This window comes from Chitinophaga oryzae (assembly GCF_012516375.2).
Lineage (GTDB): Bacteria > Bacteroidota > Bacteroidia > Chitinophagales > Chitinophagaceae > Chitinophaga > Chitinophaga oryzae.
Map to the genome: position 1 here is coordinate 6,547,991 of NZ_CP051204.2, position 12,372 is coordinate 6,560,362.

Genomic DNA, 12,372 nt, shown 5'->3' on the forward strand with positions numbered 1-12,372 from the left:
TCGTTATGCAATATTCACCTCTCTATAAAAAACTCATCCTCTTCTGTGTACTGGCAACGCTCACCTTCAGCGCCTGTAAAAAAGGTTATCTCGACAGGGCCGCTACCACCCAGCAACAGGACCAGGACATCTTCACCAATTTCGCTATGACAGACCAGGTGGTCAACAACCTCTACTCCAGGCTGCGTGGCGCCTATACCTACCTGGGCGGCTATTCCATGTCGTCCGGTACCGACGAAGCCAAAGACGCCTCCAACTGGATGGCCTCCATGAGCTTTAACAACGGCTCCTGGTCCGGCAACAACAACCCTATCGGTAATACCTGGCGGGATAACTATGTTGCCATCCGGCAGGCCAATGCTATCCTGGAAGGCGTGGCCAAATACAAAACCCCGGATGACGCCAACAATCCCGGCGCGCTGAACAACCGTATCGGGGAAGTGTATTTCCTCCGCGCCTATTACCTCGCGGAACTGGTACGCCAGTTCGGCGGTGTGATCATCGTCACCAAAACCATTGACCAGAACGACAATGCAGCCCTCAATCAGTCCCGTAGCCCGTATGACGCCTGCATCAGCCAGATATTGGCCGACTGCGACGAAGCGATCAAACGGCTGCCGCTAAATTACCCCTCCACGCAACTGGGCCGCGTTACCAAAGGCGCCTGCCTTGCCCTCAAGGCCCGTATGCTGCTCTACAGCGCCAGCCCGCTCTGGGCCATCGCCGGCAAGAACGGCTTCCTCGCCGATATCAGCTCCAACAACACCGCTTCCGACCCGGAGAAATGGCGTAAGGCAGCGGCAGCCGCCAAAGCGGTGATAGACCTGACCGCAGCACAGGGAGGCGCCGCCTACAGGCTGGAAAGCACACTGGCAGACAGGCTGACCATGTTCACCAGCAACACCCTGCTGAGTCCCGAAGTGATCTGGGTAAGGATGAAAGAAGCGAACCAGGATTATGACCGCTACCTCTTTCCCTATGGCAGCAACGGCTGGTCCGGATGCTCGCCCACCCAAAACCTGGTAGACGATTATGAAATGGCCAACGGCCTGCCTATTACCGATCCTGCTTCCGGCTATGATCCGGCCAAACCTTATACCGGCCGCGACGCCCGCTTTTACACCGATATCAGCTACAACGGCGCGCCCTGGAAAGGACGGAAAATAGAGACCTTTGAAAGAGGGAAGGACGAACAAAGCACGCAGACAGACCATACCCGCACCGGCTACAGCTGCCGTAAACTGGCCAATGAAAGCATCACCATCAACCAGGGCCCCGGCCGCGATGTACACGGCATCCTCTTCCGCCTGGCAGAGTTCTACCTCAGCTACGCGGAAGCGCTCAACGAATATGATCCCGGCAATGCCGATATCGCCAAATACATCAACCTGATCCGTGCCCGCGCCGGCCAGCCGCCACTGCCTGCAGGCCTGAACCAGGCCGAGATGCGCAAACGCATCCGCAACGAAAGAAGAATTGAGCTCAGCTTCGAGAACCACCGCTTCTGGGATGTACGGCGCTGGAAGATCGCAGAGAACACAGAAAAAACGATCTGGGGTATGCGGCCCATCGCCGATGCCGCCGCGCCGGACGGCTACCGCTATGAAAAGTTCAAAGTGGAAGACCGCCTGTGGCGCAACGCTATGTACGTGATCCCCATCACTACCGACGAAACCTTACGGAATACACAGTTAAAACAAAACGAGGGCTGGTAATATGAAAACGATCCGATTAATCATACTCTGCACCGGCCTGTTCGTCCATGCTTGTGCCCACGACAGCAGCACGGCTGCACCGGCGGCCGTTATGCCGGCCGTCACCACCGATTCCATTACCCGCGGAGACTATACGCTGGTGTTCATCAACCAATCGCCCACTTTCGACCTGCAGCTAAAAGAAAGAATGATCAATACCTTCTTTACCGTATACCCGGTGCTGGCCAATGCCTACAATCCCAACACGCTGAAGAAGGTCACTTTTGTGATCGATCCTTCCTATACCGGCGTGGCCGCCACCAGCGGCGGACGGGTGGTATATAATCCCGAATGGTTCCGGCAGCATCCCGGCGACATCGACGTGGTGACACATGAAGTGATGCACGTCGTACAGTCATACCCGGGAGGCGCCGGCCCCGGCTGGCTCACTGAAGGCATCGCCGACTATGTGCGTTACCGTTATGGTGTGGATAACGACGGCGCCGGCTGGTCGCTGACGGCGTTCAACCCGTCACAGCGGTACGACAACAGCTATCGTATCACCGCCCGTTTCCTGGTATGGCTCGAAAAAAATTTCAGCGACAAGCTCGTCAAAATACTCGACGATCACATGCGCCGTAAAACATATTCACCCGGCATCTGGCAAAGCCAGACAGGTAAATCCCTGGATGACCTGTGGCAGGACTACGCCAGCCGGCCAGCTTTATAAATACCTGGAAAAATGTCATCCCGATTCATCGGAATGTTATGATGCACGTTTTACAAATGAAAAGCCGCCTCTTTTTTGAGGCGGCTTTTTCGTTTTTGTCTGTATGAAAATCTTTATCTTGTTAAGACAATCTTGCGGGTAAATAATCTTTTATCTTTCGTTTGCAGGGTAAGTACGTACATTCCTCCTGGTAACGTCGGTGGCAAATCAATCACAGTGGATCTTACTTTGGAACGATAAACTTCCGCGCCAACAGTACTTCTTACAATGATCTCCGCATCTTGCAGGGGAAGGTTTCCATGTAAAGTAATCTGTCCCGTTGTTGGGTTAGGGGATATCGTCAGCTTTTTATTTTCCTTTGCAGCAACCGTTTTCATTTTGTTTGATACGGCTGTCCGGGCGCTGGCCGCTGAGTTTGGAGATACAGGATAAGCATGTGCCAGCAGGCGTATTTCCCCGTCACTCAGCGCTCTGTTATATATCACCAGTTCGTCGATATCTGCCCGGTCGAGGGCAATTTTGATCTTTTTGTGGTTACTTCGTCCCTCCTGTGTCCATGAGGTACAGTTTTCATCTCCCTGGCCTGGTTTTCCGTTAATATAAATGCAGGCATTATCAGTTGCCGGTCCATCCGCCTTTAATACCAATACATAATGGGCATAACCGGGCCTTTGCTCAATTTGTCCGCCGTCAAATTCTTCACCAACCTCGAGGTGCTCAGGCGTCATATGGAACTTTTGACCAAAAGCTTCCAGCGTAAGAAAAGGTTGTGGCCTTGCAGGAGGAAGATATTCCCCGGGATTATCCGGATCAGGAACAGGTGGATCACCCTCCCTTATATCAGCCCAGAACGCAATGGTAATGTCTCCGGTATAAAGCGATGGTGAGATATCGGGACTTTCAAGCGTACAGGCTGCGGTTGTTGAAGTGAGACCTCGGTCGCACCCTATATCATTTTTGTATTCGGGAAACAGCGTAGACGCATTCAAATAAAATCCGGGGGTTGTACTGTAGGTATTTCCATTAAAGGGAAAATAATAAAATGGGTCAAATAGAACACTCTTACAGGCATTCAGCATAAGCTCATCCTGGTAAGCGTAATAGATTTTTAAATCCGCCGTGTAGTTTGCATAGTTAATCAGTGTAAACGAAACACCATGATAAAGCTGTGAGGTCATGAATTCTATTGTTCCCCGGTAGGGATCCTGAGGATCTGGCTTTAATCCGACAACTACTTCCGGATTATTATTCTCATCTATGTTTATTGTGCTAATCAATGCTCTCTCCCGTCTTATTTGTTCAATAGGCTTAGTATCGCTGCCAACCCCTATCACCAGTTTGGTAAAAGTTCTCGCGGCAGGAAAATAAAGGGCTTGGCTAGCAGATACGTTCAACGTCGAGAAATCATTTTCATTGGGGCCAACTGCATTCTGTGGGTTTTGAACATCGCAATAGGTGCATGGTTTGGGAACTTTATGTGTTTCTCTGTTTGCATAAATTCTGTTATCCAACTGATAGGCATAATAAACATTAAGCCCTCCATTGAGGTTTAAGAGGCCGGCATTGAGGCTTATTCTGATCCGGTCATACGGTTGGGTGGTAGCAAACTCTATAGTGCCTCTGCCTGATCCGGAACCTGATATACCGATGTTGAGTAATTCACTGTCCACGATCCTGTAGTCGTTATTGGAGGTGTTGCCGTTAAAAGTTTCCACGGAAACTCCTGCCAGTAACTGTGCAGATAAACCTGACTGATTTGTGCCTATGCCAATAACAACTTTCGTATATTTTTTTACGGCTGGAAAAATCAGTGTTTGTTCTATTCTTCCCATAAGTCCCAGTGGAATTTGCAGGGAAGCATAATTACTTTCATCAGGTCCGACAACATTTTGCGGATTTTGAACAGCGCAACCCACGCATAGTCCATAAATTTGAAAGTTCTGGCTACTGACATATGCTTTTTGTGCGTAGGAACACGTGTTCATCAGGAACACAAACAGCACCAGCAGTGGCATCTTCCTGAGAAGGAAGCCGGTTAATAAATGAGGGTTCATATATTCAGATTTTGGTTATTCTGCGCTAAAATTACAGGCCACACCAGTTTTCCATCTGCAGCAATGCTTTCCTGCATGACGAGATCGACCGTTGCAGGCAATCTGAATTTACCATTTTTATCCGGGTTTCCAAAGCACCTGTCTTATCCTGATGATGAAGCTGCCAGGTGGCTGGTCCAAACAACAATTGACAAAATAATGAATGTTGTTTTTGTTATATTGTAATGCCATATGAAAAAAACATATCTCATCTTACACCTGTCGGTGATCATCGCAGCCTTCACCGGTATATTCGGAAAACTGATCTCTCTTAATGAAGGGCTGCTGGTCTGGTACAGGATATTTTTCTCTTTCGTCTGGTTGTTTTTTATTGTGAAAATATTCAAAGTTAGCACTGCCATTCCCCGGCGGGAGAAATTCGACATCGCGAAGATCGGGCTGCTGATCACCATTCACTGGATTTTCTTTTACGGCAGCATTAAATACGGTAACATTTCCATCGGCGCTGTTTGCTATTGCCTGACCAGCTTTTTTACCGCGATATTTGCGCCGCTCATCAACAAAAAGAAGTTCGCCGTCACAGAGCTGGTGTTAAGCCTGTTTACCCTGTTGGGTATCAGCCTCATTTTTCACTTCGACGTATCTTATCAGCTGGGCATCGCGCTGGGTACCATATCATCCGCTTTCGCGGCACTGTACACCATCTACAACGAACGGTTGGTGAAACGGTACGACAGTAAGCTGATCAACTATTACCAGATGATGGGCGGCACTGTCGGCTGGGGTATTTTATTGCCGGTGTACCTTTATTTCTTCCCGGTAAAAAATATTCTCCCGGTCGGGGAAGATATCGTATACCTGTTGCTGTTATCCCTGATCTGTACGGTGGGGTTATACATCATGTTTGCAGAGACGTTGAAGAAAGTCCCGGCTTTTACGGTCAACCTGAGTTTTAACCTGGAACCCATTTATGCCATTACCATCGCCTTTTTGTTTTTTGGAGAAGGGAAACAGGTAAACGGTGCGTTTTATGTAGGATTGGCGCTGGTCGGTATTTCTGTGATTTTGCAGACGGTGATTTCCGTGCGGCAGAAACGGCGGGTCAGCTGATAGAGAATAATTGATTGCCACATCCCCGCTTGAGATGCAGTAAGACCAGCTCCCGATAGGAGGCGGGACTTTTTTCTATTTCTGCTTCATCAAAAAATTGCCTGAGATAATCCATGATAGCATCCAGACGGCGAGGCCTTCCCAGATGTGATAACAACAGTGTATCCATCTCGTCACATGCTACCCTTCTGAACATTTTCACATAGCCGGAGGGTATACGGCATAACAGCTTCTCTTCTCCGCCTGACTTGTGCATTTTTCTTCTTAACAGCTTATTAGTCTGAAACCGGGCCCGGGACAATCGTTCCTCATCACCAAAGGTAAGGTCAAACTTTTCAAACTGCATCCGTTCATGCTCATAAACAGCATGCCAGTCCTGTTTTGAGCCCCGCCGGGCAGTCTCTTCCTCCTGGTAGCAGCGCAGCTGCATCGTAATGTTTGATTTTTTACACTCCGATATGATACGGTAATAGTATTCCGGAAAATCCTTTCTTAATCTCTTGGCAAGCATTAAACAGGTCTCCAGGTGACTTTTAAAGCTGCCAAGCATATGAATAAATCTCTTTCTGGAAGGAACTTCATTAAAGTTTGTAATTCCCCTGTACACCATATCTGTGACGGGTTCCGGGAAATAACACTTCACCGGGATATTTTCCCTGGCTGCCAGCGCACCGAATATTACCTGCTCATAAATCATATTAAACTCGGGATGCGCTAACACCGCGGCCTTGTCCCGGTTTTTCTGTATCATCCTAAAAGCCTCATTGGTATACCTTTGGAAGAAATCAATATTTTTCCCTCCCATTACGCCTGCATTATAGGATACAATAGGCGCCCCTGCTCCAACAGCCTCAGCCAGATAGTCGGGCAGCCACGCTCCCTGCTTAAGCAGGTCCTGCAGGATAGGACGGTAGAATGCGGGTGTATGTTCCTGATTTTGGGTGATGAGTTCAGCATTCATTATCTCTTTATCTATTCGTTCCCAGAGAAAGGTATCACCATCAAAATGAACAAAAGGCGCTTTTTGGAGGCTATAGGTGCGCACCTTGGGCACTGCCCACAACGCCGCAGGGACGTCTTCATCACTGAAAACAGTGTGTACATGCGTATAGGGTAGTTGCAGCCGGTCTATCAGCACTTCCTTTCCGGCATCGTTTGTATACAAATGGACTTCCCCATATAGCTTATGCAGCTGCGCTGCGCTTAGGGCCCAGCTCATCCAGTTAAATTCCGGGGATGGAAATCCCAGTGAGTTCGATAAGGGATCGTTACCATTGTTGCGGAGGCAGAGGGTCTGAATGACGGCGGGTGATGTTAACATACACAATTGTGATAAGTTGTTATTTTTTTAATAACGCATCAAACAGTGATAGCAGTTCTTTTTCGGTATTTCCACTAAACCCGGAGTATCGCCTGATTTCCTTCCCGGTATGGTCAGTAACGACCGTCAACGGGATAGCAGAAAAATTAAAGCCTGCCTTCACGCGATTGATCTCTGTACTGTCCACCTTCACCTGCTCCCATGGCATCGCCTCCTGTCTGACAGCCTTCATCCAGTCTGCCTGGTTTTTATCTATGGATATGCTGATCATATGAATACCTTTACCACTAAATCGGGCGTGGATTTTTTTCAGCTCAGGAATTTCCTCCCTGCAAGGGCCACACCAACTGGCCCAAAAGACGAGTAGATTAAGCTTGGAAGAAGGGACGATCCAGTTTTTTTTGTTGCCGGAGGTGTCGGTCGCAGCCAATGCTGCTTTCTCCTTCCGGAATTGAGTTCTGGTCCCAATAAAACTTTTCAGTTTGCCGGCTGTTCCGGAGTGCTGTACATCCGTATTAAAAAGCGACAGGAGGCTTTCGAGCTCCTTGTCAGTATATTCTTCCTTTGATCCGTATATATCCTGCAACAGTGTGTAGGCCATAGGATACTCAGTGATTTCCTGTTGGTATCTTTTAATGATCGCCGCCCGTTGGGTAGTATCGGAAGTACCAAGCCGTCCGAAACCACTCATCTGGTGTTTGTACATTACCTCCGTTTCCTTACCTGCTTTTATTTCCAGGCCTTTACAATAGTAGCCGTCGCCCTCCCCGAAACAAGTCAACTCTCCGGTAACATTTGTAATGCCTGGTTCCAGCACAAAAGCACTGTGCAGGTATGCCTGTTTTTCGGTGGTAAGGGCCCGGTTGGTATATCTGAAGCTCCTGATCCGGCCATCCTTGTCAATATAGCTGATGCTGGCATAATAAGGTTCAAAAGAGGAGGGGACTTTTAGCCTGAAGTAAAAGGAATCATTTTTAACAATCGCGGAATCAAGAAAAGTGTCCCAATGAAAAGCATTTGCCAGATACACCTTACCGTGTGGAACATTTTTAACATGGCCTCTGATTTCTATCTCCTTATCTGTAGCGGACGTCCTACAGCCAATTCCCAAAATGAGTAGAAAAAAAATGATCTGTCGTGTCATCATAAATAGGTTTTATAGTGGGGCCGGCGCAAATGTAATGCTCAGCCCCTGAACATGTTGCCTATGCGAGGCATCTGGTTTCGCCTCCGTTCGAACCCACCGGTGTATTGGGTCCGGATAATGTGGTACTACAATAGCATTTAAAGGTGCTATATCCGTAGGGTCCGTGATCTGTTACTTCCACTTTACAATAACCGTATGCTGTTTCATAATGCCCATCCGGGAATTGTGCGGTGTAGCTGCAGGCACTGTCCTGACACTTTTTTGTTCCATCATCGCCTCCCCCACTATCGTAGCCCCCAAAATACCTCGCATCTGAACTTTACTCAGTTCTTCTTCGATACTGAACCGTTTGATGTTTTTTGAACTCATAATGTAACTTTTTTCTCGGGAAAATTAAAATGCTCTTATTTAAAGCCTATGACGCAGTAACGGCTGGCAACTTTATGTAGACAGAAAATACCTGACATCGTTGATGGTATATATGTCCGGCAATTCATGTCCGTTGATGAAGAACGTTGGAGTAGCGGTAACACCTGCCGTATCACACCATCTGCGCATGGCTGTCAACCTGGGGCCATGCTGGTGGATGCCTTCCGGCAAAGGGTACTTCAAGGCGAAGTCGGCATAGTTCGGGTGATGATACCAGTCATCCAACGCCTGCAGCATCAGCGCAGGGTCGTTTCTGTCATACAATGCCAGCAAGTGTTTTGCCGGGAAACTCCGAACATCAGATTCTTCTGCCGTAGCGGTAAAAATGATCTGTACCGAAACATCATGACCGGATCTGGCAATGGCTCCTATAGCGCCGTGCGATTGAATACAGGGAGGACAATACGGATTACAGACTTTAATAACTTTGTTGACGGCATCAGGATTTCCAATCAGTATGCCTAAGCCTTCATGGCTGCTCACGGCTTTCTGATTCGTCAATGTCGACTGGAAAACCTGTTGATTGCGCATTAATTTACTAAGCGAATGCCCTTTCAATACGCCCTCTTTGGCTTTTAGCTGCAGCGGCTTGATAACCTGGCGCAGAAAAAGGGGAATACATATAAAAGCAATGAGCGATCCGGTCTGTTCCAACATGTTAACCGAAAAGGCCATCGGAAACGGACGTATCCAAACCGCACAGCAAAACTCGCAGAAAAGAATAGCCAGCGTAGTCAGGCAAAGGAGGCACCAACGACCAATGACATACTTCTGTTGATACAGAGAGTAAGGTATAAAGCCGACGGACAATAAGCTCAGCAGTGAAGCAGCATAGACGGCACCGGGAGAAAAGTGACTCATAAAAAGAGATAACAGCCCACCTGAGAAATAAGCGAACCCAATATCGCCCCAACTTATACCGGCAAAAATTTTGGAAGATTTTGCGCTCAACACTGCACCGCAACCGGTCGTCTTTCCCACGCCACATATTTTTTTCAATAACGGATTGTGCTGGTCCAACTCTCCCATAAGCAGTAATCCGGCCACCACTAACCCCGACAATTTCAGTATAGAATAAATCACCATCATCCAGACAGCAGTTCTCTGTTGCCCTGACGACAAAAATGCCTGAAGGCAAAAAAAGATCAATGGCGTCAGAAAGGTGAGTCCGATCCCCGCCCGGGACGCCATAGCGCTGCGCTGTTTCAGTCGGTAATCCTCCTCGCCGGCGGTGTCCTCCGCTTCTGCCAACAGTATAACCCCCGTCCATCTGCCCAGAAAATGCATCCTCTTTTCAGATACAGGCTTATTGGAGTCATTATAAAATATTACCTGCGTTTCGGTTACCTCACCTACGGTGACGAACCGGGTCTGCGTACCCTCCCTGACATGTGCCATAAAAGGGCAGGGAACCGATGCAAAATTTTCCTGGCTGACTTTCACCGCCTTTGTTTTTACGCCCCATTGTGTAAGCGACTCGTAAACGCTCAGTAAACTCGGATAATCAGGATGCCCTTTTAATGCATTTTCCAGAGATTCATTGGTAACATTTACCTTCAACAGCCTTAACAACTGTTGGGTGGCCAGCACACAATTGTCTTTAGAGAGATGGAAAAATGCATGGAGGATAGACATCGGCATAACAAAACTGATTATAGGTAAAACACAGGGCACAACAAAACCGCATGTTGGATTATACCAGCATATGTAACGGGAACTATACAGGTTAATGACTAATAATACAGCATCCTGACAAACAACTAACCAAGCGTGCTATATCAATTTTAATTGTTTTTCATCTTCGCTTCGGGTTAACCCACAGGACCGGTACAGGTCTTTTCAGCTGTCAACACGCAGCCACATTAAATATATGTAATTCCCAAAAAAAACTTCTCAGGCAGTTGATTACGCATTATCACCCGTCCCTTAAACCTGTCTTGATGCCCGACGCTGAAATAGCGCATTGGCTTTCATTCTTCATCAGTAATCTTTACTTTTCCTCCAAAGGAAAAAAATTTCACCCAAATTATCTACAACGTAAAATCAGGCGGGACGCCTCAAAAATAATTTGAGACACCCCGTCTTATAAAACTATTCTCTATGCTAACGCATACCTCTGAATGATATGAGCCAGTTGCAGACGAGCTTGTTCCAGTTCCGGCAGCAGCGTTTCCGGCAGCACGCCTGTTGTTGCCAGCTGACAATAGTAACCAATGCCTTTAGTAAGTTGTTCGGAGAACGTACGGAAATACTTTTGTTGCTGCGCCAGCGTATCCTGCCGTCGGGCTTTTTCCAGTTGCTCCGTGAGATAATTGAGATACAGTTTCAGTTCCGTGATGAACATATGCGGCCGTTCGGTGGCTCCGAGTATGTCCTGCCGCCCGTAAATATGATCGGTCATGGTTTGCAGCGACACTTCTTTATTAAAATAAGCGATGCCGGGGCCTGGGCATATGTTGACCGTAGGACGGCCTTTCACAAACGGCTTTTCGTATTCGATCGCCGCCGCGTTGCTGAGGCCTACGCACAGGCACTCTTTGTCCAGCACCGATTCCAGCTGCTCCTGGTATACATCTTCCGGCAGTTGCAGCGATTGCAGTTGTGCTACCTTCAGGCGTTGATATTGACGGGAAGCGGTACAGATGGGTTTCTCCGTGAATTCTGTATTAAACGACAGGTGTTTTTCCGTGCAGGGGCTACCGGGTTTTCCGGCCTGGATGCGTGCCAGCCGTTCTTTTTCGGCGGTGCTGCCTTTCAGGTAGTGGAACCGGGCGCCCAACGGCGAATGGTAGCTGAGCGTAAGGTCCGCCGGGGTGGCGTTGCACAGGCGTTGCCTCGTGTCTGCGTCTACTGTGGTGGCTTCCGGCACCAGCAGAAAAGGGGTGCCCCAGCCGGTGCTGTCCAGCCCATAGTAGGTGTGCAGCAACTGGTCTTCCGCCGCCGTGCCAATACCGCCCTGTGCGGATATCTTCAATGCCGGCGGGTGGGCAAAGGCAGGGAGACCTTTGTTTTGAAGCGCGGGTTGGTAAAGGGCAAATAAGGTGTCCACCAGTTCCTGCCGGCGTACTTTGAATTCTTCCAGGATAGGCCCCATCAGCGTACCGTCTGACGGGAAGGCGTGGCCGCCGCAGTTCAGTCCCGATTCGATACGGAATTCACTGACCCAGATACCTTTTTTAGCGAGGTACTTGCCTTGGATAAGAGCGGAACGGAAATCGCTCACCTTGACGATGATTTTTTTGCTGAAGTTGCCCGCTGCGTCAGCATTGAACTGCGGGCATTTCTCGAGATAGTTGTACAGGCGGGGATTCATACCGGCGGAGAAAACGATGGAAGAATCCGTCAGGTCGCTGTTGACATACCCTCTCAGGGCCGCTACTGCATCAGAGCCGTCCGTGATGGGCTGCCCATTGTCATCGTAATTATCTTTATCTGTTTTGGTCATGATGTTGACATCGATGCTCCCGGGTCTGATAGCGCTGCGCAGACTGGACGCCAGTGAGGCCTTTTCCCGGCTGTCCGCTGTGCTGGTCATTTGCCGATACATCTGTTTGAGGACATGGTGCTCTGGTAGCATCTCGAAGTAACGGGTAATTTCAGACCCCGCTTCAAAGGCTTTGTGACGGAGCTGTTCCACCTGTTCCTTTACGATCCGGTTGACCAGGTTCAGGTAGTCCGTAATACGCCGGGCCCTGTAGTCGGGTTCCGTGGCCGGGATAGGCCGGTACGTCTCCCCCGCGGCCGGGTAATAATGGCTCCGCATCATTTCAATGAGCCGGTCTTCGATAATGGAGATGACGGAAGAAATGCCAAACCGCGCCACTTTAACAGGACTGTCGATCGTATAAGCCAGTCCCATCACAGGTATATGGAATGTGTGCATGTTG

9 protein-coding genes are annotated in these 12,372 nt (G+C 48.8%); 3 read left to right on the forward strand and 6 right to left on the reverse strand.

What is annotated here, in order from left to right:
• Window positions 1–5: 5 nt before the first annotated feature.
• The gene (locus HF324_RS25675; protein WP_168861164.1) at window positions 6–1,715 is read left to right on the forward strand and encodes a RagB/SusD family nutrient uptake outer membrane protein; all 1,710 of its coding nucleotides are present in this window, start codon (window positions 6–8) and stop codon (window positions 1,713–1,715) included.
• A gap of 1 nt (window position 1,716) precedes the next feature.
• Window positions 1,717–2,424, forward strand: a complete 708-nt coding sequence (locus tag HF324_RS25680; protein WP_168805691.1) for a basic secretory protein-like protein — start codon at window positions 1,717–1,719, stop codon at window positions 2,422–2,424.
• Between the two features lie 113 nt (window positions 2,425–2,537).
• Here HF324_RS25680 and HF324_RS25685 read toward each other — a convergent pair whose 3' ends face one another.
• Window positions 2,538–4,478: a T9SS type A sorting domain-containing protein gene (locus tag HF324_RS25685; RefSeq protein ID WP_168861165.1), complete on the reverse strand. Its 1,941-nt coding sequence runs from the start codon at window positions 4,476–4,478 to the stop codon at window positions 2,538–2,540.
• Window positions 4,479–4,709: 231 nt separating this feature from the next.
• Between HF324_RS25685 and HF324_RS25690 the strand changes: the two genes are divergently transcribed.
• Window positions 4,710–5,588 carry a DMT family transporter gene (locus HF324_RS25690; RefSeq protein WP_168805695.1) on the forward strand — a complete coding sequence of 293 codons (879 nt, stop codon included), beginning with the start codon at window positions 4,710–4,712 and terminating at the stop codon, window positions 5,586–5,588.
• On the opposite strand, the gene HF324_RS25695 is transcribed toward HF324_RS25690, so the two are convergent.
• The 5 genes from HF324_RS25695 to HF324_RS25715 all read right to left on the reverse strand — a co-directional run bounded on the left by HF324_RS25695 (window position 5,581) and on the right by HF324_RS25715 (window position 12,368).
• The gene (locus tag HF324_RS25695; RefSeq protein ID WP_168861166.1) at window positions 5,581–6,909 is read right to left on the reverse strand and encodes a DUF6734 family protein; all 1,329 of its coding nucleotides are present in this window, start codon (window positions 6,907–6,909) and stop codon (window positions 5,581–5,583) included. The two genes, HF324_RS25690 and HF324_RS25695, sit on opposite strands and share 8 nt — an antisense overlap.
• A gap of 19 nt (window positions 6,910–6,928) precedes the next feature.
• The gene (locus HF324_RS25700) at window positions 6,929–7,939 is read right to left on the reverse strand and encodes a TlpA family protein disulfide reductase (RefSeq protein WP_168805699.1); all 1,011 of its coding nucleotides are present in this window, start codon (window positions 7,937–7,939) and stop codon (window positions 6,929–6,931) included.
• A gap of 288 nt (window positions 7,940–8,227) precedes the next feature.
• Window positions 8,228–8,425, reverse strand: a complete 198-nt coding sequence (locus tag HF324_RS25705; protein WP_168861167.1) for a hypothetical protein — start codon at window positions 8,423–8,425, stop codon at window positions 8,228–8,230.
• Window positions 8,426–8,497: 72 nt separating this feature from the next.
• A complete protein-coding gene (locus HF324_RS25710) occupies window positions 8,498–10,126 on the reverse strand; it encodes a vitamin K epoxide reductase family protein (RefSeq protein ID WP_168805701.1) in 1,629 nt (542 codons plus the stop codon).
• Between the two features lie 457 nt (window positions 10,127–10,583).
• Window positions 10,584–12,368, reverse strand: coding sequence for a hypothetical protein (locus HF324_RS25715; protein ID WP_168805703.1), 1,785 nt, complete (start codon window positions 12,366–12,368; stop codon window positions 10,584–10,586).
• Window positions 12,369–12,372 lie beyond the last annotated feature (4 nt).